25 protein-coding genes, 1 tRNA gene and 1 pseudogene are annotated in these 24,410 nt (G+C 36.9%); 14 read left to right on the top strand and 13 right to left on the bottom strand.

What is annotated here, in order from left to right:
- Positions 1 to 159: 159 nt before the first annotated feature.
- Positions 160 to 678, bottom strand: coding sequence for a DUF1564 family protein (locus IPH52_13805; protein MBK7056099.1), 519 nt, complete (start codon positions 676 to 678; stop codon positions 160 to 162).
- A 197-nt stretch (positions 679 to 875) separates the two neighbouring features.
- Between IPH52_13805 and IPH52_13800 the strand changes: the two genes are divergently transcribed.
- From IPH52_13800 to IPH52_13770, 7 genes are all read left to right on the top strand, one after another.
- Positions 876 to 2,051 carry a bifunctional folylpolyglutamate synthase/dihydrofolate synthase gene (locus IPH52_13800; protein ID MBK7056098.1) on the top strand — a complete coding sequence of 392 codons (1,176 nt, stop codon included), beginning with the start codon at positions 876 to 878 and terminating at the stop codon, positions 2,049 to 2,051.
- Positions 2,041 to 2,337, top strand: a complete 297-nt coding sequence (locus IPH52_13795; protein MBK7056097.1) for a hypothetical protein — start codon at positions 2,041 to 2,043, stop codon at positions 2,335 to 2,337. The genes IPH52_13800 and IPH52_13795 overlap by 11 nt, the downstream gene beginning before the upstream one ends.
- 14 nt (positions 2,338 to 2,351) lie before the next feature.
- Complete coding sequence (locus tag IPH52_13790; GenBank protein MBK7056096.1) at positions 2,352 to 3,518, top strand: RtcB family protein; 1,167 nt, start codon at positions 2,352 to 2,354, stop codon at positions 3,516 to 3,518.
- A 144-nt stretch (positions 3,519 to 3,662) separates the two neighbouring features.
- Positions 3,663 to 4,070: a hypothetical protein gene (locus tag IPH52_13785; protein MBK7056095.1), complete on the top strand. Its 408-nt coding sequence runs from the start codon at positions 3,663 to 3,665 to the stop codon at positions 4,068 to 4,070.
- A gap of 12 nt (positions 4,071 to 4,082) precedes the next feature.
- A complete protein-coding gene (locus tag IPH52_13780; GenBank protein MBK7056094.1) occupies positions 4,083 to 4,562 on the top strand; it encodes a hypothetical protein in 480 nt (159 codons plus the stop codon).
- Positions 4,563 to 4,572: 10 nt separating this feature from the next.
- A complete protein-coding gene (locus IPH52_13775; protein MBK7056093.1) occupies positions 4,573 to 5,049 on the top strand; it encodes a hypothetical protein in 477 nt (158 codons plus the stop codon).
- Positions 5,043 to 5,585 carry an NAD(P)H-dependent oxidoreductase gene (locus IPH52_13770; protein MBK7056092.1) on the top strand — a complete coding sequence of 181 codons (543 nt, stop codon included), beginning with the start codon at positions 5,043 to 5,045 and terminating at the stop codon, positions 5,583 to 5,585. The genes IPH52_13775 and IPH52_13770 overlap by 7 nt, the downstream gene beginning before the upstream one ends.
- On the opposite strand, the gene IPH52_13765 is transcribed toward IPH52_13770, so the two are convergent.
- Positions 5,575 to 8,751 (bottom strand): tetratricopeptide repeat protein, encoded by a 3,177-nt coding sequence (locus IPH52_13765; GenBank protein MBK7056091.1) that lies wholly within the window; start codon positions 8,749 to 8,751, stop codon positions 5,575 to 5,577. The genes IPH52_13770 and IPH52_13765 overlap by 11 nt on opposite strands.
- A 480-nt stretch (positions 8,752 to 9,231) precedes the next feature.
- Between IPH52_13765 and IPH52_13760 the strand changes: the two genes are divergently transcribed.
- On the top strand, positions 9,232 to 9,510 hold the full coding sequence (locus tag IPH52_13760; GenBank protein ID MBK7056090.1) for a hypothetical protein: 279 nt from the start codon (positions 9,232 to 9,234) through the stop codon (positions 9,508 to 9,510).
- Between the two features lie 114 nt (positions 9,511 to 9,624).
- Here the strand turns inward: IPH52_13760 and IPH52_13755 are convergent, their stop codons facing one another.
- Entirely contained in the window at positions 9,625 to 10,377 is a 753-nt protein-coding gene (locus tag IPH52_13755; protein MBK7056089.1) for a DUF547 domain-containing protein, read from the bottom strand.
- A 148-nt stretch (positions 10,378 to 10,525) separates the two neighbouring features.
- Positions 10,526 to 10,596 (bottom strand) — tRNA-Gly (locus IPH52_13750).
- Positions 10,597 to 10,689: 93 nt separating this feature from the next.
- Here IPH52_13750 and IPH52_13745 point away from each other — a divergent pair.
- The 4 genes from IPH52_13745 to IPH52_13730 all read left to right on the top strand — a co-directional run bounded on the left by IPH52_13745 (position 10,690) and on the right by IPH52_13730 (position 13,401).
- On the top strand, positions 10,690 to 12,183 hold the full coding sequence (locus IPH52_13745; protein ID MBK7056088.1) for a carboxypeptidase M32: 1,494 nt from the start codon (positions 10,690 to 10,692) through the stop codon (positions 12,181 to 12,183).
- A 1-nt stretch (position 12,184) separates the two neighbouring features.
- Positions 12,185 to 12,526: a hypothetical protein gene (locus IPH52_13740; protein ID MBK7056087.1), complete on the top strand. Its 342-nt coding sequence runs from the start codon at positions 12,185 to 12,187 to the stop codon at positions 12,524 to 12,526.
- The gene (locus IPH52_13735; protein MBK7056086.1) at positions 12,523 to 13,065 is read left to right on the top strand and encodes a hypothetical protein; all 543 of its coding nucleotides are present in this window, start codon (positions 12,523 to 12,525) and stop codon (positions 13,063 to 13,065) included. The genes IPH52_13740 and IPH52_13735 overlap by 4 nt, the downstream gene beginning before the upstream one ends.
- 117 nt (positions 13,066 to 13,182) lie before the next feature.
- A complete protein-coding gene (locus tag IPH52_13730; protein MBK7056085.1) occupies positions 13,183 to 13,401 on the top strand; it encodes a hypothetical protein in 219 nt (72 codons plus the stop codon).
- Between the two features lie 178 nt (positions 13,402 to 13,579).
- On the opposite strand, the gene IPH52_13725 is transcribed toward IPH52_13730, so the two are convergent.
- The 8 genes and pseudogenes from IPH52_13725 to IPH52_13690 form a co-directional block, all read right to left on the bottom strand.
- Positions 13,580 to 14,251: a YkgJ family cysteine cluster protein gene (locus IPH52_13725; GenBank protein ID MBK7056084.1), complete on the bottom strand. Its 672-nt coding sequence runs from the start codon at positions 14,249 to 14,251 to the stop codon at positions 13,580 to 13,582.
- 3 nt (positions 14,252 to 14,254) lie between these two features.
- Entirely contained in the window at positions 14,255 to 15,328 is a 1,074-nt protein-coding gene (locus tag IPH52_13720; GenBank protein MBK7056083.1) for a hypothetical protein, read from the bottom strand.
- Positions 15,329 to 15,332: 4 nt separating this feature from the next.
- The gene (locus tag IPH52_13715; protein ID MBK7056082.1) at positions 15,333 to 16,577 is read right to left on the bottom strand and encodes a CinA family nicotinamide mononucleotide deamidase-related protein; all 1,245 of its coding nucleotides are present in this window, start codon (positions 16,575 to 16,577) and stop codon (positions 15,333 to 15,335) included.
- Positions 16,577 to 18,329 (bottom strand): annotated as a pseudogene (locus IPH52_13710) (arginine--tRNA ligase). The gene IPH52_13715 and the pseudogene IPH52_13710 overlap by 1 nt, the downstream one beginning before the upstream one ends.
- Positions 18,316 to 18,540 (bottom strand): hypothetical protein, encoded by a 225-nt coding sequence (locus IPH52_13705; protein MBK7056081.1) that lies wholly within the window; start codon positions 18,538 to 18,540, stop codon positions 18,316 to 18,318. The pseudogene IPH52_13710 and the gene IPH52_13705 overlap by 14 nt, the downstream one beginning before the upstream one ends.
- On the bottom strand, positions 18,524 to 19,288 hold the full coding sequence (recO, locus tag IPH52_13700; GenBank protein ID MBK7056080.1) for a DNA repair protein RecO: 765 nt from the start codon (positions 19,286 to 19,288) through the stop codon (positions 18,524 to 18,526). The genes IPH52_13705 and recO overlap by 17 nt, the downstream gene beginning before the upstream one ends.
- A 19-nt stretch (positions 19,289 to 19,307) precedes the next feature.
- Positions 19,308 to 19,985 (bottom strand): hypothetical protein, encoded by a 678-nt coding sequence (locus tag IPH52_13695; protein ID MBK7056079.1) that lies wholly within the window; start codon positions 19,983 to 19,985, stop codon positions 19,308 to 19,310.
- 151 nt (positions 19,986 to 20,136) lie between these two features.
- Entirely contained in the window at positions 20,137 to 21,060 is a 924-nt protein-coding gene (locus IPH52_13690) for a Fic family protein (protein MBK7056078.1), read from the bottom strand.
- A gap of 253 nt (positions 21,061 to 21,313) precedes the next feature.
- Here IPH52_13690 and IPH52_13685 point away from each other — a divergent pair, with 253 nt between their 5' ends.
- Together IPH52_13685 and IPH52_13680 are read left to right on the top strand one after the other, a co-directional pair.
- Positions 21,314 to 21,685, top strand: coding sequence for a hypothetical protein (locus tag IPH52_13685; protein ID MBK7056077.1), 372 nt, complete (start codon positions 21,314 to 21,316; stop codon positions 21,683 to 21,685).
- A gap of 3 nt (positions 21,686 to 21,688) precedes the next feature.
- Complete coding sequence (locus IPH52_13680) at positions 21,689 to 22,819, top strand: 1-acyl-sn-glycerol-3-phosphate acyltransferase (protein MBK7056076.1); 1,131 nt, start codon at positions 21,689 to 21,691, stop codon at positions 22,817 to 22,819.
- Here the strand turns inward: IPH52_13680 and IPH52_13675 are convergent.
- The gene (locus tag IPH52_13675) at positions 22,816 to 24,312 is read right to left on the bottom strand and encodes an ABC-F family ATP-binding cassette domain-containing protein (GenBank protein ID MBK7056075.1); all 1,497 of its coding nucleotides are present in this window, start codon (positions 24,310 to 24,312) and stop codon (positions 22,816 to 22,818) included. The two genes, IPH52_13680 and IPH52_13675, sit on opposite strands and share 4 nt — an antisense overlap.
- Positions 24,313 to 24,410 lie beyond the last annotated feature (98 nt).

The raw sequence follows: 24,410 nt of genomic DNA, 5'->3' as shown, positions 1-24,410 counted from the left end.
CGAAGTCGAACCATCGACCGCGCTCGCACCTACGGTCTCTTAGCCTCTAGAATTTGTATAAATCAAAACAAGTAATAAGAGACCACGGCTTGATCGCTATCGCTAGTGAGATGAAAGTTTTTTGTGGAAGAAGGAAGTTTAATCAGAAGAATCTTTTTGTTATCCTGCCTTATCTCTTGTATGCCGTAAAATTCTAGTATAAAGAGGCAACTTTCTCGATAAAATGACTTTTACCATTACTCGAAACTGGGATATCTTCGGAACTACAAAGTCGGCTAACTTTTCAGGAAGATGTTTGGCAATTTCTAATGAGTCTAGGAGTAAAAGTTGAACGAAAATCCAAGTCATACTACGATTCAAAAAAGTTCTCAAACATTTCAACTCAGCCCAGTCCTCTCCTTTAGGGACAAAATCAACTCTTTGCAAATCCAATCCTTCTTCTTGGTAAGCCGTTTCCAATTTTGAGTTTTTAGCCAGTATACCATTGCGAATCCAGAACCCATAACTTTTAAGTAAGTAGGTTAGATAGTCTGTGGGACTATTTTCAAAATCTTCTAATCTAGTAAGATACAACTCCATATTACGCGCAGGAATTAAAAGAGTTGAGCTTGTTGTCTTTGATGGAAACTCTTTGCATTCATTGATTTGATCTTTAGGATAAAAAATTCTTCCTCTCATATCTTGATTAGGTTAAAAACTAATCTTTTGTGCGGTAAATTATTGTAAATCTACGTGTTAGAGCAGATTTTTCTTCCGTCTAGTTTCTCTAGGTATTTGAGAGTGCTCTTACAGATTACAATTGCGAACGTGTGCAATTTGTGTTTACATAATCACGGTATAATTAGTATTATCCTTAAAAGAAAGGGAAATCGCAATTGAATATAAATCAATTTTTGTCCAGTTTAACAAACCTAGAAAAAACCAGAAATTTCAATGTATTCAAGGATTATTCTCTAGATGAATTTATATCCGTTTTGGATAGTTTTGATCTGTTAAAAACAAATGAGAATACTCTTCGTATTTCACTAGTCGGAACAAATGGGAAAGGTTCCACTGCTTTCTCATTGAGTCAGCTATTTTTGACTTTAGAAAACTGTTCTCCAGTAGGACTTTATACATCTCCACATTTAATAATACAAAACGAGCGGATACAGGTAAATGGAGATATGATTTCAGATGAATGGATGAATCATAAATTAAATACATTCGCCAAAGAAGAAATCGAAAGATTAAAAACTCTTTCCTATTTTGAATTTTTTACTTTTCTTTCGATTCTTTTTTTTAAGGATAACGGATGTAAGACGGAGATTTATGAAGCCGGACTTGGTGGACGACTTGATGCAACAAAGTTAGTCAATCCAAACATAGTTGTATTAACCGAAGTTAGTTTAGATCACACAGAAATTCTTGGTAATACGGAAGAAAAAATTCTCTTAGAAAAATTAAAAATTATTGGTAATAACACAAAAATCCTTTTTACATTCTTACAGGAAGAATACAAATTAAAAATCATTGAATCTTTTTGCAATGCAAACAACATTGAGTTAATTGTATCCCCCCACCAAGTCCAAAAAGACTATCTTTCGTTTAATAAAGAGTTTGCGCTATTTATCGTTAACCATATCTTAGCTAGAAAGAATCAGCCTCTCATCAAAGAAGAGGCAATCGATCTTATCCACAATATTCCGGGGCGAATGCAGATTCTCCGCAAGAATCCAATCCTATTATTTGATACAGGACACAATCCTTCTGCAGCACAGTATATACTCCAATCCTTGAAAGCTCTTTATCCGCACGAAAAAAATTGGAACATCTACTTTGGCTCCCTCAAAGACAAAGACTCCAAGAAAATATTAGAAGTTTTAGTCAATGATTCGTTGGTGCAAAAGGTTTTTCAAATTAATGGAGATACGTGGAATAACGAAAGTATCCACCATTCGAAAATTATTAGAATACCAGAAGACCAATTGATTCAGTCTATAACTCAAAGTGCCTGTTTGATTTTAGGAAGTTTTAGATTGTATCATCCGATCAAACAAAATGAATTTTAGCATTTCCCTTTTTTTTATTCATCTATCGACATGGATTTTTCTATACATATTTCCACTCGTTCTAGCTTTCATCATCATGTTTCTAGTGGGAATATTCCTTAAACACTTAATTTTTACAAAAGAGGGAAATTCTATTCGTCATAAAAAAACATTAACCTACCAAGAAAAGCAAGCCTCTATCGAAGAATTTAGTATTCAGATTGAATTTATTTTTAAGGCGTTCTTTTATGGTTTAATCATTACAGCAATTGTTCTTTCCATTTATTTATGGCTTTATGAATTTTAAACAAGGAGATCCAAATGGCAATTTCTGAATTACAAGGCAAAACCGTTCCAGTAAAACTTTGGACAAAATTGGACGATGTAGAGTCAGAGGCATTGACTCAGCTCAAAAATATCGCGAGTCTTCCGTGGGTTTTCCATCATGTTGCCGTTATGCCAGACGTTCACTTTGGAATTGGTGCAACAGTCGGATCAGTGATAGCAATGAAAGATGCCATTAGCCCCGCAGCTGTTGGCGTTGATATCGGTTGTGGAATGGGTGCGATTCGGACAAACCTAAAATCAGATGCGTTACCCGATAGCCTAACTGAAATTCGAAATAAAATTGAACAAAAAATTCCAGTCGGATTTAACGAGCACAAGCAGCCCAAAGTGCAAAGTAGGACAAACTCGTTGTTTGCCGAATTCCGTTCTCTTCACCCGAAAGTCATGAAACTAGAATCAAAAGCTGTGTATCAATGTGGAACTCTCGGTGGCGGAAATCATTTTATCGAGCTTTGTTTAGATACGCAAAATACTGTCTGGATGATGCTTCACTCTGGATCGCGAAATATCGGTAAGACGCTCGCCGAAATTCATATCAGCGTAGCAAAGAAATTGTCGCATAATACTTATTTACCGGATCGCGACCTCGCTGTATTTCTAGCTAATACACCTGAGATGGAGTCTTACCGAAGAGATTTATTCTGGGCACAAAGATATGCTTTATTAAATCGACAAACTATGTTCGAAATTTACAAAACAATTCTCAAAGGATTCTTTCCAGAAATAAAATTTGAAGAGCCAATTCTTTGTCATCACAACTATGTTTCCGAAGAAACTCATTTTGGGGAAAATGTAGTCGTTACCCGCAAGGGTGCCATTTCTGCTCGCGAGGGAGAATGGGGTATTATCCCCGGTTCTATGGGAACTAAATCTTATATCGTGCGTGGTCTCGGAAATCCAGAATCTTTTCACTCCGCTTCTCACGGGGCAGGAAGACGAATGAGCCGCACACAGGCTAAGAAGAATTATACGCTTCAAGATTTGGAAGCGCAAACATCGGGTGTAGAATGTAGAAAAGATGGAGGAGTTCTAGATGAAATTCCAGGTGCTTACAAAAATATTGAGGAAGTAATTCATAACCAAAAGGATTTAGTCAAGGTGGAATACGAATTAAAACAAATTCTTTGCGTGAAGGGTTAGAAGATGAAATGGCAATTTTTCTTTGGAATGATCTAAATATTTCTCAACGTAATCTTTAAAAATATGCGACTATTTAATATAATCCTCCTTTTATTTTCTCTTACTTTTCTATCAAGTGAACTATATACCATCATCAACCCGGGTGTGAAACCAATTAAAAAACCGATTGTAACAAAGAAAACAGATTGCTGTCCTTTAAATGCCACGGAGCAGGACAATGTGCGGCTAATCAAACTTTGCCAAACAAAACAGTCAACTCTCATCTATATGCATTTAGAGAATACAGCCAATGCTTGTTCCTATATGGATCGAATTAGCCTTGTAGACGATAAAGGAAAGAGCTACAGTCCGATTGCAATTCACGGAATCAACAATTGCCCCAAAGCGAACTTAATTCAAGGTCATACTCTTTTCTCCTGGGAATTTGAAAAAATTGACAAGAATACAAATTCAATCAATATAGAAGAAGATGCTAGCGCCCCGAGTCCAACAAGTGGTGCATGGAATTGGTGGGCTTGGAAAAATGTAACCGTAGGACATTGCAATCTATAAAAGGAAATCATCATGACGCACATAATCACTATTATGTTCATTCTATCCATTACCGCTCTCTATGCTAAAATTCAAACACAGCCTAGCGTAAAACCAAACGTAGCCCCTGAAAAGAAAAACAAATGTTGCTCCATTCAGAGAACCTTTAAAAATAAAATCAATATCACAGAAATTTGTATAGAAAATAATATTACAAAAATAGAGCTACAGGTAATTATCCCCTATACGATGTGCTCGAATGTTTCAGATATTGGACTGACTGATGAAAATGGGAAATCCTATCAAATGATTGGAATGAAAAATATCCCTACCTGCCCCGAAATATTACAAGTAAATGCAGGATACAAATTCTACTGGAGTTTTGAAAAATTAGAAAAAGGCATTTCTACTCTAAACCTTACAGAAAATAAAAACAAAAACCTATCTCCTACTTTTACCAATTGGGAATTCTGGTATTGGAATGATATAACAGTAAGTCATTGTAAATTTTAAAGGAGTTATTATGAGAAAAGCATTATTACTATTAGCTGCTTTGGTTTCAGTATCAGTATTTGCTAGAATTGGAGAGATGAAAGTAAAACCAAAAGTAGAAAAGCCAAAGCCCTTGAAGGGAGACATTGTATGCTGTGAAATCAATCATGTAAACACTTACAACGAAATTCGAGTTAATAAAATTTGTGTAGGGAAGGGTAAAACAGTCATCGAGATGGAATTCATAAAAGACTATAGCGCCTGCACCATTTTACAATCCAATATTCTAATCGACGAGAGAGGCAAACAGTATTCACCCACATATCACAGTGGACTTGCCAACTGTCCCGATCTATCAACAGCTCGCAGTGGTCACAAATTCTATTGGGGATTTGAAGAGCTAAATAAATCAGCAAAAGTTTTAAAACTCAAAGAAGATGAAAACATGCACCCAAATATGATTGCGCTACAATGGACAGAAATTAATATTGAGCATTGCAAATGGTAAAAAGAATTAAATTACTTGGACTATCCGGAAGTCTGCGAAAAGGCTCATCGAATCTAGCCGCCTTAAAAGAAATTGCGAAGCTTGCACCGAAGAATGTAGATTTCAAAATTAGCATACATACAGATCAACTTCCTCATTTTAATCCTGACTTAGATAAAGTGGAAGTCTTACCAAATGTAAAAATTTGGCGCAGAGAATTAGCATTAGCCGATGGATTCTATATTTCCTGTCCTGAATATGCTCATGGAATTCCGGGCGTATTTAAGAATGCACTTGATTGGGTTGTATCGAGTGGAGAATTTATTGGAAAGCCAATTGCCTTATTGAATGCATCACCAATCGTAAAAGCTTCCTTAACAAATACGTTATCCGTAATGTCTGCACGTATGATCGAAGACGCTGCTGTGCACATTGAATTCTTACGAAATAAAGTAGATAAAGAGGGAAATCTCCATGTAGAAAAAGAGATTTCCCATGCTCTTGAAACTAGTTTACAAGTGATGATTAGAGAAGTTCAGGAAAATTCTACTCCTTAACGCTTCCCAAGTCCAGAAAGGCGCCATCGTTCATAATCACATAATCACGAGTATCCACTTCTAAATCTTTATCACCATCATAGCGGATAATCTGAACTGCCCCCATTCCATAGCCCATAGGTCCACGGCTATAATAATGTGCTTCTAGCTTATACGGAAATGCAAGTGGATTGATAATACGAAAACATTCAGGACCATAACCACCGGTTAAATCAGCATAAAGCGCACCACCACTGGCAAGTTCCATCGAGCTATAAAAAGCATGGTTTCCGTTTTTATCATAGATATGAAAGTCAACGTCATTGGCATCTGTTTCCCAAACCAGGATAAAGCGGATTTCCTTTGTTAGCTGCTTAATCTTATACTCAGATTTTATCTTTGTAAAATATTCTTTATCTTTATAGTCTGTCTTCATAGCAAGACTATAAGCCAAATCTAAGTCATCGTATAGAATATCATGCACGGCACCAAATCTTCCATCAAATTGGAAATTGATACCTTTAAGTGCAACTCCTGCCGCTGCTTTGTATTGTTTATCTTTGATATAGGCAATGGCTAATAGGTGGTAACTGCTAGGATGATCGGGACGTTGCGTGAGTGCATGATTTAGAGTGTCGATTGCATCATCGTATTCTCCGATTGACATAAGTTTCTCTCCCGCCCAACGACGAATATCCGCTCGCTTAGGAAAATAATCTACAAGAGAAGTATAAGCGCGGATTGTATTTGGTTTATCGCCTAATTTGTCGAATGCATCTCCAAGGGCAATTAGAGCTAAGGCATCATCCGGACTTTTGATACGCCAATCTAAAGCAAATTGATAAGCCTTCTTTAATTCTTTTTTATCTAGTAAGGACTGGAACTTTTTCATATTTCCAGTATAAGGCTCTACCTTTTCTCTTTTCTCTTCTGGCTCAGGACGGGGACGAGGTGGCGGTCTACGAATAGATTCCAGTCTACGTTTTTCTCTTTCAGGAAGTGGTTCAACTTCATCTCTTGTTGGTATAACAGTATTAGCCGTAGTTTGTTGTGGCTTCTCAACGGAAATTTCTTTTTTTAATTCTTCTGACTTCATTTCTGGTTTAGGAGAAGGCTTTGTATCGGCTACGGATATTTTACCTGAAACAGGTGATTCATCCATCTTTTTTCTATCCATTTCCTTCTCTCGCATTGGCTGACTAGCTGGTGGAGGAGACATTTTATCACTCGCTCTGCGTGGTTCTTCTTCCATAGCAATGTCCTCGTCGTAATCGTCCAAGCTATCTTTCATCGCCATATTCCCATTAGCCGAAGTGTCAGAAGAAGAGCTTCCATTTTTACCTTTAGCTTTTTTCTTAGGATGATTTTTAGCAAGTCGATTTGCTTCTTCTTGTTTGGTTCGTCTTGCTTCTTCCATTTTTTCTTCGCTTAAGAATTCGTAGTTCTTAGAATTGCGGCGGTTAATCACCTCTAACCCACCAACACCAATGGTTAAAATATTAGTCAATGAATTACGGGTAATTTGAAATCTTTGATAATCTGCTTCGGTTTCTAAAACTAAAAAGGAAGTATAAGGAGATTGAATTCTATGCTTAATCGAAAGCTCACGTGCTTGTAGTTCAAATCCTTTTGCGGTATCTTCATTTTGTTCTTTCTCGGATAAGTCAATGAGGCGATTGATACGCGCTGCCATTGCTTCACGCTCGAGTAGCAATTCATCCATTGTAAGATTGGTAAAACTATCCACAGGCTTTCCGTTGAACTGAATGTCCTTTGATGGATTGCCACTTTTATCTTTTAACTCACCAAATACAACTACAGGATCACCTGGTTGAATCGAATCCAGAGTATCCGGATAAAACCACTTTGCCCCTGCGATAGAAATTTTATTGTCAGTGTAGACTTTTCGATTTATCTTTTTAAGAATAGAATCTAACTCATCTCCTAGCTCAACACTTGTGCCAGGATTTTTTCCTAGAGGAATTATTTTCTTAATTAAGCCTGCATCTTTATACGTGCCGGGAACGATAAAATCCAAGCGGCTAATCCACTTTTGACTCTTGACTAATTCGGCAATCTTAGCTTTCTCAATATTTCCAGCAGTGGCAACGCCATCAGAAACTAAAAATAACCTTGCGTCCTTTACGTCTGCCTTAGAGGAAATTCCTTTGAGCGCAGAATAGAGATTACTCGCTCCTAGAGGAAGAATTTTTTCTAACTTCTTTAAGTCTTCAATGGAATCGCCGTAATAGGTAAGCTTATTGTCAAAGCCGAAGATATGAACTTCTTTAAGACCAAGCTTTTTAATGACTTCTTCTAATTTTTCCAAATGCTCTTTGTAACGAATCGCAGCAGATGCAGAAGTATCAATTAAAAAAACTCCTTTCTCCGATTTAAATTTTTCACTAGATGATTCCTTGAATGGAACAAAATGAAGTGCAAACAAAGATTCATTCTTTAAGTAGAGGTTACCCTTTGTTTTGTGCTCAAATGCATAATCTCGTTCTGGTTTATAATTTTTCTTTTGAATGGAAAATACTTTTCTGTTTACTGTATTTCCTTCGTCTTTCGCTGGAGTTGCTTTTTGATTTTCCTGTTGAAATTCTTTTTCATCGTAAAGAACAGTAACTTTAAAATTATCAATTTCAGGAAGTCCAACAAGTGGAATTGTATACTGCGGAGGCTCGGTATCTAAAACAGTAGAATACGAAACAATTAAATCCTTATCCCCTTTGGCAGGAATAGGAAAGATTCGCGCACTGAATTCATTGCCTGCATCCGATTCAAGAAGTGCCGGATCTTGTTTTCGATGAAGAAAATCTTCATATGCCCGAACTGCTTTTTCTTTTTCAACAACTTCGCCTTCTTGCCAGCGTCCATCTATCTGCATAGCAAAGCGAGCCAAATGAGCGTTATCCGGTAGAGTGATTCTAAACCGCCCTTCTCTCTGGCGATTTTCGGGATTGTAGAATTTTAATTTGATTTCGGTGAATGCAATAAAGCCATCTAACACAGTGTTAGACTCATAGCCTTTTAATACAAGACCCGCTCCATCGCCGGCCGTCAGAGATAGCGGTGAATCAGGAATTTCCGCATCTTCGATTTCTTTTCCTGAAAAAAAGAAAAGTAAGCTAAAGGCGAGTAGAATTTTCAATAGATTTTGTTTGGATAAACGAATAAATTTCATAGATGTCTCCGTAGAAGTAGCGTCTATTGAATTAAGAATTTAGGCAATAAATATTTTATCGATTTTTTCCCTTTCGTTTTAATCGCAATTGGAATGGTTACAAATTTAAAAAAGCATCCTTCTCTCTGACCAATTCAAAGGAAAATGATTTATGTGGCGATTCGGCATTATCCGCAATTGTTCGATGCAACGAATAAAAGTAATTCCCTCTCGCTTACGGCCGACCGCGCTTTTGTTCCAATGCCGGTGATTTTCTAGATCAACAAAAAAATTTCTATCCCAAACCGGCATTTCCGCGACAATCGCTATCGCGGGCTCTTTCGCTTTTTACAACATCTCTTCCTCTATCATCAATCGAAATAGAATTTTTAGCCATTCAATCCACTCCCGCCTAATACCAGACTCAAATAAAAAGAATCCTATCGCAAAGAAAAAGTTATTTTTTGCGCACGAAATTCAACTTCTGAACCCATTCCTTATATGATTACCTTTCAAAACAAAAAAACATTTTCAATAGACAAACTAAATGAACGAGACAAAACTATCTCAACTCTACTCGTCCCAGCTCACTTAATCGCTGATCTCAAAGAGAAAGTGAAATCCCATGGGAATAGTTTCTCTGCCTATTTCCGAAATCTCCTCTCTATGTATAGAGCAATTACACATTCAGGTATGCTTCCCGATCCAAAGAAAATTAAAACTGGAGAGTTTTACAATGCACCAAAACTTGAGGGCTCTTGGTCGTTGTGTATTTTTTAACCCCCCCTTGCGCGCCCTAGCAAATAACTAAAAAACTACTACACCAACAAAGCTATACTCTGAACACAAAAAAGACCATTGGCGAAGCCATACCAAATAAGTCTCAACAAAAACTCAACGCGCCGGATTATCGTTAAGATTCCAGTCATAATCAGTATAAAGAATCTTTGCATCTTCTCGAATATTTATTTTATACGCAGGTTGCACAAATTGAATTAGGCTACCTTTTCTGGTAAAATCTATTTTAAACCAATCAAAGATAGGTGAGAGATAAAGAGTATTAGCCGCTACGTCATACCGATTTTTTGATGCATCATTTAGAAACAGAAGGTAAGCGGTTTGCATTTGTTTTTCGAACTTTTCTGGGGTATACGCTTCATTAGCCAAAAGAGGGCAACCAATAGAAGCACAAACGATCGTAAAATGAATCCGAGGCTCATCGAAATCTTTTCGAAGTTTCTCATGTTCAATCCAATCTAAATTTCTTTCTTCTCCTAGTAGTTTGAAAAACTTTTTTTTCCAAGCAGCCCCGGGAAGAAAGCCAATTTTTCTAATACTCTTTATTGGATAATGATCGAGAATTAATTTTAAGGTAAATGCATTGTATGCGTTAATTAGAAAAGAAAGCTTTTGTTCTTTCGAATAACTGTTGTAATCCGCCTGCGGTATAGAAGAAAGAGAATCAAGATAAGACTTAAGACTTGGATCTTTGGCTAACTCCGAATAAGCGACTTTCCCATTTGCAACATACTTTTTCAAAATGACATCATATGCTTTATGAGAATGGTCGAAAGCAAATAGACTTGATACTTCCAAAATTCCACTCAATAGAAAAACCAATTGAATTGTTAAAAATAATTTTATCATTGTGAAATCTTCTCCGTTGCTAGTATATTTCGTAACTTGGGGATTTTAAAAAAAGAAAAAATTTTTTCCATTTCTTTTCCCAATTCAAGTATTATCAACTGGAAAGATTGCTTGCCTATTATGGAATATGGGAATCTAGGGGGAATTTAGCGGGCGAAGGGACTCGAACCCTCTCTAAGAGCTTGGAAGGCTATTGTGCTACCGTTACACCACGCCCGCATTGAGATAATAATGTTATCTTTTTAAATATATTTTTCCTGTCAAGAAGATTAAATGGTTTTCTCCAAACGCTTTTAAAAATATTCTTTATTTATGATGAATGAATTACAATCGTATAGAAATTTTTGGAAAGAATACACTCGTCTTGGTGACATTTTAAGCTTACTGCATTGGGATAGCGAGGTCATGATGCCGGACGATGGACGGGAAGAGAGAGCAGAGCAGATTTCGCAGTTGTCTTCCTTATCGCACAAAATGTTTACGGGCGATGAATCTAAGCGCCAAATTGAAAATATTAAAAACCTAATCGCCAAAAATCCTCCCGAAGCTGCACCTCTCAGAAGGGAATTAGAAATTCTAGAGCGCGATAGAAATCGTGCCATCACACTTCCCATTGAACTAGTCGAGCGATTTTCAAAGCTTACAAATCTTGCTCATGGAATTTGGGCTGACGCAAAAAAAAATAAAGACTTCAAATCCTTTGAGCCTACTCTCACTGAAATCACAGAGCTCTCTATCGAAATGGCGGAGTGCTATGGTTATACCACCGAGCGTTATGACGCACTGCTCGAAGGCTACGAGACAGGTGCAAAGTCACATGACCTGGAAAATCTTTTTCTTCATCTCAAGAACTCTTTAATTCCAATCGTCAATGAAGGAAAATCGTATCCATCTCCTTTTAAAAAGCCAGTTCCAGTAGAATTACAAAAAGCATTCAACGATAAACTTCCGGGCTTATTAGGATTACCCCCTACTGCCTCTCGGCTCGATATAAGTGTCCATCCATTTTCTACAAGCCTCGGCTCTAAGGACAAGCGGATAACAACTCGTTACCATATCACAGATCCTCTTTCGTCTATCTTTGGAGTCTTGCATGAAACAGGACATGCACTCTATGAATACGGCTTGGGGCAAATGAAGGATTACCCCTCTCCCCTGACTGCTGCAGCTTCTTTAGGCGTTCACGAATCCCAAAGTCGTCTCTGGGAAAACCAAGTAGGAAGATCCCGTGCCTTCTGGGAATATTTTTATCCAATTCTTCTAAAAGAATTTAACATCTATCACTATGATCTACCTTTTAACGATCTATACAATCACCTAAACTCAGTCAATAAATCCAAGATTCGAGTAGAAGCAGATCAAGTAACTTACAATCTTCACATCATTTTACGTTTTGAAATTGAGCGCGCTTTAATCTCTCGCAAAATTAAAGTTTCCGACCTTCCCGAAGTCTGGAATCAAAAAATGAAAGAAAGCTTCGATCTAACAATCAACGATGATTCAGAAGGGGTCCTTCAAGACGTGCATTGGAGTGGCGGAGCCTTCGGTTATTTCCCTACTTACACACTGGGTAATATCTATTCGGCGCAACTATTCCATCACTTCTTTACAACACATGAAAGTTTTTGGGACGATGTCATCAATCGTGGTGATGTAACTAGCTTGAATAAATGGCTAGCCAAGAAAGTATATTCTCATGGTCGCATTCTTGATCCAAAGGATTTAATCAAAGAAGCTACCGGGGAAGCGCCTAAGAGTGATTATCTGATCAAATACCTCAAGACCAAAGTGCAGGAGCAAGAATAAAATGTCCGGTTCCGATATTTCTCATTTTTCAAAATTTCAAGACTTAACCTATTTGGATAACCTTGCTCTCTTCTATGTTTGTAATGAAACCCCACCATCGACTCTTGCTCTTGCCTTTTTACATGGAGATCCAAAAGTCGTAGGCTCTATGCTTGGAATTCTTGACGGCAAACGAAGAGAATACGTCCACAGTCTCATGGCAGTAGAAAAAGACGCAGACTTAGAAAAAAAAGAAAGTGCTGTTTCAGGTCTTCTCATTATTGCAGAGGGGTTACTTTCTCGTAACCTCATTGAGAAACGTGGCAACTTTTACTACGGAACCCAAAACGGTAAGATCACATGAAACATAAGCTTTTAGGGCTAATCTTACTTATCCTATGCCTGGGTTCGGACTGTAAGCGCATTCAGTCTTTTTTTGAGGAAGAAAAAATTCCCGCCATCACAAATCCAAAGATGATCAAGCAGGAATTATTCGAATTAAAATATCCTTCCAACTGGGAATACCAGGAAGACAAAGAGAATAAAGTCAACCTCGATTTCAAAAGTTATCTCATCGAAAGCACTGGCAACTCTTATATCCAACTCTTTGTCTACGGAACTGCAATGGACAACAAATCCTGCGTCGAAGAATTCAAATCCGAATTTGAAGAAGACCTAATTGAATCCGAAAAAGTTGAAGTCCGAGATTCCTGGGGCAAACAAAAAGGCTACGGAGTGAAACTCACTGGAAAAATTCTTTTCCTAAATCCCGGCAGCATCAATATCTTCTGTTTCACCCAGGCAGAAAAAACTTTTTCCATCATCGAATTCTACTACGAAGAAGATTTCGAAAGAATCAAGCCTGGACTTTTTCTAATTCAATCTAGCTTTAAACTTTTTTAATTTCTTGCCTTCTGGTTTTATTTTTTAAAAGTCATTTAATAATCATTTATTTACAGGAGTCTCTTAGTGAAAGTTATTTAATTGGAATCTTTCTAGAAATGGTATACTTCTCTCATTTTGCTTACCTTCCTCTACTGTTCCTCTGCCGAAACAACAGAACCAACCGCTGAGAAAGCAAATGCTACAGGCAATGAAAAATCTTTGATCGACACGATAAAAGAAAAAGCCGAAACCGATGAAGGCAAAAAAGTAATCGAAACTATCAAAGAAAAAGCACAGGACAAAGAAACCCAGGACAAATTAAAAGGGTTATTCAAAAAAGACGAAAAGAAGTAGGGATAATTAGGATTTACCCCTGTCACCCCGAACACGCGAAGACGAAGGTAGCGACTAGCTCGTGCGGAAAAAACATGAGGGGTCTACCTTACTTAAAGTAATATAGCATTAAGGAGGATAGATTTCTCACTTTCGCAAACTTGGAAATCGCTCGTTCGAAATGACTGTAATAGTTACTTTATTTCCGTTCACTCTTATCCAATACTTCTTCTATCCTTATTTTTATTTTTTCAAATGGCAGGGAAGTATGCGTATTTTCTTTCTCTGGATAAGTCTCATAGAGAATAGATTGAATTTCGAAAAATTTCTTTTGAGCAGCTTTATTCTTTTTTATTTTTTCCAGATTCATACCACTTGCTGAAATCTTATCGACTAGCGCCAAATATTGATTAAACTCTTCTAGCAATTCATTTATATTGGATGTATTTAGATAATCTTCTAGTGTAGGATTATTTTCAGTTGTAATGCATTCAAAGCATCTATGCTCAGCGGGAAGAAAACGCATAAAGACAGAATTATCTTTATCATACTTAAGCGGATAAATTCGACAGACCAGTGGACGAGATTCATATATATCGCATAGATACTGTTCCGGGTTTGCATCGACTTCCCTAAACAGAAAAGGACAAGTAGAATTAGTCCTGGAATTTAGAATAGGCTCCATCCAAAAACTAGCTGGATTAATTCTGTAGGTAATTAATTTTTTCTCAAATAATTCTTTTGCTGATGCGCCTAACGTCTTTCCAATTCGAAATATATCAAAGCTTGACAAAATCACCAGGTTATGAATACAACATCTTCCCGTTGCCTTACATAAAAATGGAACTAGATCAGTAGAAGCAACCCGCATGACTTATTTAAAAAGTTTAAATGAAATAATTTCTTCTTTTGTTTCTAAGAACGCAGTATCTTTTTCACCCGAAGGTCGCATTCTGGCTGGCATAGAAATATTTCTTTTTCCTAATATACTTCCATCTGCTCCGATAAATAAAACTTGGTCTTCGAGGCTAAGAGCAAAAAAACTCCCGCTACTATAAGCAATTTGATAAATATCTTCACGCTTTGTCTTTTGCTTTTTAAATATAGACTTTCCCTTCTTTCCAAAGATAGAAATCTGATCGGGCAGATTAACCGCGATATTTCCATCATCATCGACTGCCATGTAGATTTTATGTGCGTATACATTCTCCAATGTAAAACTAGAAACAATTTCTCCCTTTTCATTCAACAGCGAAATAAAATCCTTCGCATTTCTAAGGTAATGCACGAGCGCCAACTTTCCATTAGGCGATATGGCTCCACTCTTACAAAATAAAAAATCCTTTGAACCAGGCTCATCTTTCTTTTGGAAAATGACTTTCCCCGCTCCATCTAATAAAGCAATCTCTCCACCGGAAAATACAAGTAATGCTCCATTTGCCATAACTGGAAAAGCAATATCAGCTAAAAACCTTCCGTCTATTTGCTTGGCTCCGGTAGGGTTACCATTTAGATCGGAAATCAAAACCTGGTTTTCGTCTCCCGATACAAATAGGAGCAATTCACCGTTATTCGATACACGCGGATAACTCTTATAAGGCTTTTCCCAAAGGATCTCTCCATCATTTGAATAATAAAGAACAGAATTTCCAACTTTCTTATATAAAAAATGCCCTTTTCCTATTAGTGGCATCTCACTGTAAGAATTTTCATCGAGGGTAAACTTGCCCGCTCTAAAAAAATAGACTCCGTTCTTAGTCTTATAGCCATTGAGTCTCTCCATAGGATTCAGCTTAAAACGTGCGTCAGTTGACATACCTATCTCTTCTGTTTTGCTCCATGCCCAATTCTCTTGCACATGAGAAATCGGAGTATAGGAATTTCCAAGATTTACAAAAATCAACAGAGATAAAAGCGTGATAAAGATTAGATAGTAGAATATTTTCATAGAATTACAAATTGTCTTGCATTAATTTTTGATAGAGATGAAACAAAGCAATATTAGCCGCAAAATCCCGAAATACATCTCGATTCAGAGGAAACTCATATTTAAAGACCCTGGCTTCTTCGTGGTTCGCCTTAAGCCCAATATATACAAGTCCCACTTTCTTGTCTTTGGTTGCACCTGTCGGTCCGGCAATGCCTGTAACCGATAGCGCATAATTGGTATTAAACTTATGTTGAACTCCATTTGCCATTTCCGCCGCAGTCTCCGGACTAACCGCTCCTACTGAATCAAGAGTAGTCTTTTTTACTCCCAGAATATTTTGTTTAATATCATTGTGGTAAGCAACCACTGATCCAAGATAATAGGCAGAAGCTCCAGACATATCCGTTAGAATTTTTCCAACGAGCCCACCGGTGCAACTTTCTGCTGTAGAGACAGTTCGCTTCGAACTAGTCAGCATAGAATGAATGTCTAAAAAAATATCATCTCCAATTTTATCTTTATACTCCGTATCTATGCTTCCCATGATTTTACGCAAATTATCAAAAGAGTTAGATTTGAAAGTGACCTTAATATGCCCGGGCTTAGCGGTTACACCCCATTCTACTCCATCACTGATTAGTTCCTGATTATTCTTAATAAACGTTGCCTCGAAAATACTCTCCGTTAGCCCCCAAATAGTGCGAGATCGACTTTGCATATTTTCTTTATTATAATCTTTTTTCATCAAAGGTAGTAAATAATCGGAAAACATTTTCTTCATTTCTTTTGGAACTCCCGGCATTGCAGCTAACCGAGTCGTATCATTTAGTTCTAAATAAAAACCGGGAGCAAGACCAATATCATTTTCTAGAACTCTCGAATCTAAAGGAATAGTTGTCTGTCTTCGAGAAACAGGAAGCAAATCCTGATAAACCTTTCCTCTCTGCCCCGCAAGAAAAGTCAATCTCTCCAATGCCTTCTCGTGGGTTACTGCCGGTTTGCCGGATATCTTACAAATTACATCGAGAGTATAATCATCTGCCGTCGCTCCGAGACCACCTGTCATGATAATTAGATTCTCACCACTTCTACTCATGATAGTTCGAATTTCTTCTTCTATAATGAGTGGCTTATCGGGTAGGGTAAGAAACTTAGAAATTGAAAAACCAAGTCCTGTTAATTCGTTTGCGATCCAAGTTGAATTTGTATCAACACTTTTACCAGAAGTAATTTCTGTTCCTGTTGATAAAATATGAATACTCAGCATTATGCGCTCCTTTCCATTTTTTCAGGCGAACTTATTCCTAAAATGTCTAATCCTTCTTTGATAGTAATAGACGCCGATTTACAAATGAAAGCTAGACCAAGACGAGTTTTTTCATCGCAATCTTTTAGTTTATTATCTTTTGCTCCATAAAAACGTGTAAACGCTTTGCTTAGATTTTGTAGATAATTCGCTACTCGATGAGGCTCTTTATTTTTTCCTGCATCCAATACTTCTTCTGGAAAACGAGCCACCCAGAATAATAATCCCCTTCTTTCTTCTGTAAGGGATAAAGACTTTAGATTTTCAAAACTAAATTCTTTTCCTGTCTCACGAAAAATGGAATGAATTCTTGCGTGCGCATACTGGATGTAAAACACAGGATTTTTGTCAGACTCTTCTTTTGCCAAATCCAAGTCAAAGTCCAGAGGAGATTCTAGCGAGCGCATAATAAAGAAATACCGCCCCACATCCTTTGCACTCTCGCCCAAAAATTCTAGCAAATCTTTCATTGTTTGAAATTGCCCCAGGCGTTTACTCATCTTTTGCTTCTCACCTTTGGAAATTAAATTTACTTGTTGTGAGATCAATACTTTAAATCTAGATTCAGAAAAACCAAGCGAGATCATTGCTCCTCGAAGTCTTGCGATGTATCCATGATGATCCGGACCCCAGATATTTATGATTTGATTGAATCCTCTATCTATCTTTGTTTTGTGATAGGCAATGTCGGCAAGCAAATAGGTAGGACGACCATCATCTCTAACCACAACTCTGTCCTTGTCATCTCCATACTTAGTTGAGGTAAATACCTGTTTTCCGTCTTCTTCTTTAATATCACCTGACTTCTTTAAGTTATCCATTACAGTTAATACGCTATTACTCTCATGAAGAGATTTCTCGCTGTAGAAAAGATCGAAATTGACTCCAAAAGAAATTAAGTCTTCTTTTTGAGTTTGTAAATTTCTCTCCACTGCCCATACTGCAAATTTTTCTGCTAGAGACTGGTAGTTTTTTGATTTTAATAATTCATCAATTATGGATTTCTTGTTTGTATCAGAGTAGATTTGAATTGCGATTTCTTTAATGTATTCGCCGCGATAACCTTCGCCTGGCAGAATATTTTTTTCAAGTAAAGTCTCTAAAGAAGAAGTATCTCCTTCTTCTTGAAAACTGAGACTAACACCGGTTAAATGCTCTCTCAATCGAGAAAGACAGGATACCCCCAAAAGAAAAACCTGATTGCCGTAATCATTCACATAAAATTCTCTATGCACTGTATGACCTAAAGTTGTAAGAAGATTACAGATAGTATCCCCTGTAGCCGCCGCTCTTGCAGATACAATATTAAGCGGTCCTGTAGGATTTGCACTTACGAACTCAAAAATGATTTTTTCTTTTTCGTCTACTTGCGCAAAAAGATTATTATTCGCTTCGATAAAAGAATGGATGTAATTTAGTAAATGAGAATCTTCTATTCTAAAATTAATAAACCCCGGTGGAGTAAAGTCCACTTTGGAAAATAATTTTACATTTTTAAATAACTCTAAGAACCTTTCTGAATTTTCCTTCGCGTCGCCTAACAAGTCTTTGTTCTCCAAAAGAAAAGGAGTTGAGTAATCACCGAATTTTTCATTGCGAGAGTATTCGACTCGGACTTTTTACTTTTGAAAGTAAGTCAGGTGGAGTAAATTTTGATACTACGGATTCGAGTTCATTTAAAACTAAATTTTTTAGGGTTTCATTTTCTTTCATAGGTATGCTTCTTCTGCCAATTCTTTTCTATATTTTTAAAGGTTTCCTTTTTGACATCCATAATTATTCCCCAGCTCGAACGCTCACTGTCATAGCTGACGACTTCTGGTTTTAGAATCTCGTATTCGTTTAGATCTGCAAGACGCAAGAAAAATCCGAATACCACAGCCAATAACGTCAAAAGAATCAATGTTTTAATAGTGAATTTCATAACTCGTCCCCATAGACTTATATAATAAATCGAATGTCTTTAAGGTAACATTCAAATACGCTCGTAAATAATCATTTAAAATTTGATCTAGCTCTACAATAACTGCAATAGAAATTTCTTCTTGTGATAATACAGCAAAGCGATTTTTAAAAATCTTATCCATGAGTCTAATCGAAAGTATCTGGTTTTTATTAGGAGGATGACAATCTCCGCAAGTCATCTCCAAATTCATGTATTGAAGGGATGCGGAGTTCTTTGTAAGAACTGGCTCATCACATATAGAGCAAGTAAAGTCTTTTGAAACGATTCCTAATAAAGATAAAAGTCTGAGTTTAAAAAAAGGTAGGATCAAGGGTTGAAACTTACCAGCATTTAACGCAAGCATCGCAGCATAAAAAAGCTCAAAACATTTAGCGTGAGAATCTCCATTCGGTAAAACGGTATCTATCAATTCACAAAAATAGGTAACTAGCAGATAACCCTCGTAAGTCGCTTTAGGATTTTCAAATCGCTCTATGATACTCACTTCTTTTACATTGTGAATTTCTTCATTCTTATGCAAATAAAAATCAATGCTAATATAAGACCCCGTCTCACTGGCTATAATCGGACGGTTCTTACTTTTTTTAATTCCTTTGAGCCTATACTTTGCTTTACTGCCCGATTCTCCAAGAAGAGTAATGAGTGCATCTGCTTCTCCTACTAACTTACTCGATACAACAATTCCTTTTTCTTTTATGAGCGACATGGGCTACTATTAATTAGCCTTATTCTACAAATTCTATTTCATAAGGTTTATGTGCTCGACTTCTACTTAAGAAAGATTCTTTCTCTTTTACCATTTCATATTCTTCCCAAAGCTTTTGATTGAAATAAACAGGTGTTATACGAAGGTAATCAGACGAATTACCGGCATTATCCCCCACAAAATCAAATAGATGATTCCATGACATTACTTTAAAAACGACAGGCTCTTTATGTTGCTCTTTTCTAAGTATTGTTTTATGCTTTACTCCGAATTTGCTCGGGTCATAGTCTTCCGCTGTTTCATACTCGACTTGCCCTATTCGCCCATAAGAGTCAATGATAAAAGAAACTTGTTCAATGTCTCCTTTACCAAACATAGTCTTTTGTAATTTAATACCTCCGGTGTAAATGTTCCTACTAAAAAAAGGTCCCGTTCCTGAATGAGTATTTTCTTCCTTTTCCCAAAAGTAATGATAGGTTATATGCGTGTTACCCTCTAAATCCTTGCTAGCTCTGTAATAAATTGCAAATGGATCACCATGCTCTGAGCCTATCGCGAGAAGTGGCGCATAACGGTTTGCTAATTCATTATCTTTAATAGGAGTAAATCCGGGAACGGTATCTGCAGTCTTGTCTACAACTTGCACGGAAGAACAGTAGCTAAATAGAGTTAATAAAATCGTAAGAAAAAATTTCATTTTAATTTCCTTAATTATGAATTGGGTAAAAATGTCACCCTGTGCCTGTCGAACGGGTTTATTTGATAGAGATTGAATTCGACAAACTCACCATGACATTTATTCTCTATCGTATTGTTTTTTTAACTAAGTCTATAAGTCAAATACAACTCTATTTTCCTAGTTCTGCTATATAATTCTCTACCGCCTCACGCGTAGTCATCCAATTTCGATTTAATTTGACTGCGGGTAATCTTCCTTTTCTAGCAAGTAGTGAGAGATACTCCATCGAATAATCGCAATACTTTGTTGCCTCACTTAAAGAAATATATCCCTGCTTCGACTTCGGCTTAACGGGAGTAACCGCTTGTAAATAAATAATGAGAGATCTCTCAATTGACCTCCCAATAAAATCCATATACGAATCAAATTTATCTGAATCTGCTTCTCTTAATACTCGGTAGTATTTTTTTCTGTCTAGATGTAAAATTACTGCCGGCGGATAACCATGTTGCATTAGAATCAAATTCATGATAAGCCTTGCTGTTCTTCCATTCCCATCGATAAAGGGGTGAATATGGACAAACTTAAAATGAACCCAGGCGGCAAGCTCTGGAACAGACATCTGCGGATAATGCTCGTAATACCAACCGACCATGTCTTCAATGAGTGAGTTAATCTTTAGAGGATTAGGCGGAATATGCCTTGAGCCTAAAATTCGAACCTGTGTTCTCCTAAAAACTCCCGCGTTCTCATCATCTATCTTTGTAAGAATCAATTCATGCAAATTTAGAATTAAAGTTTTACTTAATTTGGTTTTCTTTTTGATTGTATTGTAAATAAAATCAATTCCTGCTTTGTGATTAATTACTTCAAAATGTTCCCGCAGACTTTTATTTCCAATGGTAATTCCATTTCTTAAAACTAGCTCGGTTTCTTGTAACGTAAGAGTATTTCCTTCAATGGCATTGGAATTGTATGTCCATTCAACCAAAAACTGTTCTCGTAATTTGTCTACAATTGCTTTATCTAGAGGTCGGTATTTATCTAATTCTTTTTTCTTACCAAGTAGACTTTTGAGTAATTTTGGTTTCATATTGTATCGTATCGGATAGGTCAAAATTATGCCTATCCGATACAGAGTCAAGAAAATATAATACTATATCGGATAAGTCATTTATCAACCGATCCGATACAATTAAAAACTGATATTTAAAATCAACACTGCACAAACCAAGAATTTGAATCGAATAAATTTTTCTATTTATCTTGCAATTTTTAAACTTATTTTCTAGGTTGTAACTTAGATTCCATTGTCGATTGATAATCGGAATACAAGGACTACATATATGGCAAATAATTTTTCAGAAAAAAGAAAAGCCCCGCGATTCTCGCTTGAAGCATTCAGCGATTTTAAAAATGAAAATGGTGAGATAGAAAAAGACTGTTACATACAAAATATTGGAACCGGCGGAGTCATGGCTATGTCGATTCTAAAACACTCAGTGGGTGACAAAATTAAAATTTCGTTTATAATTAAAGACCGAACCTTTGAAAAAGATGGCACTGTAAGAACATCAAAACCTCTAAGCAGTAATCGCAAACATCTTTTAAAAATCGGAAAGAATCTTAATTTCGCTACTTCACTTAATATAGCGTTTAATGAAGAGTTGTCGCTAGCTGATTTTGATTATATCAAATTTAATTATTTAAAGGACTGAGCCATGGATATACACTTAAAGAAAACATTGAATAGCTCGGAGTCAAATCCTTCCAACCTCGACGCAATCAACAAACACTTTGATTTTGATTATCTCAAAAGCATGGCGATCAATATCTTAGATCCCATTGATAAATATTATTTTCGTTCCAGACTAATCAATTTTGAAACAGTTCCGGAAAGGAATAATCCCGATTCGCCGGTGATCTATATTTCGAATCACTCCGGAATGACTTTTCCCTGGGATGCAATTATTTTTGTAGGTAGAATTTTTCAAAAGAATAACTTTCAAATCAAGAATTCTCTCAGAGCACTCACTGCTCCTGCGTTATCCGCTTCCCGTTATATGCAGCCTTATTTTGTAGATGATTTTTGGAGGAGAGTCGGCGGAGTAGACGCAACTCTGGAAAATTTTGATACGATGATGAATTTGAAAGATTCTAATGTATTAATCTATCCAGAAGGAATTGCAGGAATCGGAAAAGGTTTTGACAAACGATACCAACTACAACAATTTTCTAGCTCTTTTATTCGAATGGCAATCAAGTATAAAACGGATATTGTTCCTGTGTCAGTGGTTAATGGCGAATACATCAATCCTTATAGTTATCGAAACGATGAACTTAATAAGCTTGTGAATAAAATTGGAATTCCATTTTTACCGGTAGGACCTATCACACCGTTAGTCGCATTGCAACCCTGGATTTATTATTTTGGAATGCCTTCTAAGCTTACCTATTTCCGGGGAAAGACGATTAAGGTTTATGAAATGACTGATAAGCCGATTGAAAAATTAAAGAAAAAAGAAATTCATTTCTTGCGAGATACGGTTCAATTTCAAATGCAAACAGAACTAGATATGGCTGTGGAAGAATACGGAAAAGATCCTTATTGGTTAGAAGAGTTAGGCGATACTTGGCGGGATAATCTAGATAAGCTGCTATATATCCTTCCATCCGGCTGGCCTGTATTATTTCAGGAACACGAAAGACGTTATGCGAAAGAAAAATCCTTTAAAATTTCTCTTTCGAATGAATCATACTTTCAAGCAATTTCTAAAACACCGGAAAATCTTTTTTATGGACTGCCAGTGCTTGGAATTGCAGGACTTCTAAAATGGAAAGGGATTTTTTAGATATCTTCGTCTGACCAACCAACATCAGTTAAGAAGTCATCGTATCCACCGTCATATATGCTAATTGTATTTTTATCAAATACGATTAGCTTTGTGGCAACGGCTCGCAAATGCATTTCGTTGTGGGAAACCATGATTACAGAACCATCAAACTGGTCAATTGCTTCAATTAAAGAATCGCACGATTGCATGTCCAAGTGATTGGTTGGCTCATCGAGAAATAATAAGTTTGAGGGGGTAACAAGGATTTTCCCTAAGAGCACACGACTTTTTTCTCCACCCGAAAGAACTTTTATTTTCTTTAAGGCAGTGTCTCCCGAGAACATAAGACCACCTGCGATATTGCGAGCAATGCTTTCTGTGCAGGATTTATCTGCACTTTTGATTTCTTCTACAACCGTATTGCTATCATCCATGTCTAGCTTGTTGGTTTGTCCGAAGTAGCCTTCTTTTAGAGATGGATGCTTGTTGACTGTGCCGGATACTGGCTGTAATTCGCCGGCAAGAACTTTTAGAAGTGTAGATTTTCCTTTTCCGTTTTTACCGATGATACAAATTCTATCTCTCTTGCCTACGCTGAGTGTAAAATCTTCCACTAAGAAAGGAGCTTTTCCGGTATAAGAAAAAGAAATTCCATCAGAGGATAACATCTGACTAGCCCCAAAGGGAGCAGCATTAAAAAATAAATCCAAATCTTCTATTACGTCTAACGCTTTCATCTCACCCTGTTTCTCAAGTTTCTTCACACGGGACTGGGTGCGGCTCGCAAAACTTGCTTTAGCCTTAAACTTGGCAATGAAGATTTCTTCTTGCTTGCGTTTCTTGGCTTCATTGAGACGGGTCTTTTCATAAAGCTCTTCTGCTTCATTGATCTGAGTGTATAATTTTTCTGTATCTCCCTGAACTTTAATCGCTTTGGTGCGGTGAATGGCAACAACGTGTGAAACGACTGCATCCATAAAACTTCTATCGTGGGTAACAAGGATTATCTCCCCTTCCCATTCGCGTAAAAATTCTTCAAGCCAACGAATCGTTACGATATCGAGATAGTTATTTGGCTCGTCGAGCATTAGCATGTCTGGTCTTGATACTAAAAGTTTTGCAAGGTTCATTCGAATCTGGTAACCACCAGAAAAATCATTTGGGCTTCTCTCCATATCCGCTTCTGAAAATCCAAGACCAAAAAGAATTTTCTCGACTTGCCATGTTTCATATTCTTCGCCTTCAGGAAGACCGAGAGAGCATTCTTCTAGCACGGTTGGTTTTGTAAATTTCAAGTGCTGATCTAGATGACCAATTTTATAATTCTTTGGAATTTGAACGGTTCCCTTATCGGGCTCAACGTTTCCTAAAATCATTTGGAATAACGTCGATTTGCCGTGACCATTTCTTCCGACTAATCCTACTTTTTCCCCACGATTTACTGCCACACTCAAGTCATCAAATAACAACTGACTTCCAAATGATTTATGCACTCCAAAGATTTTTATCATATATAATTCCTTTTGCATCCAAGATTTTTGAAAGGGGTAGGAATTCTAGTTAAAAAATTGCCACAGAGAACACTTTAAAAGAATACCACCGATGAACA

This window comes from Leptospiraceae bacterium (assembly GCA_016708435.1).
In the GTDB taxonomy this organism is placed as follows: Bacteria; Spirochaetota; Leptospiria; order Leptospirales; family Leptospiraceae; genus UBA2033.
The sequence above is the reverse complement of the archived record's forward strand: the minus strand, read 5'-3'. Positions and strand labels throughout refer to the sequence as shown.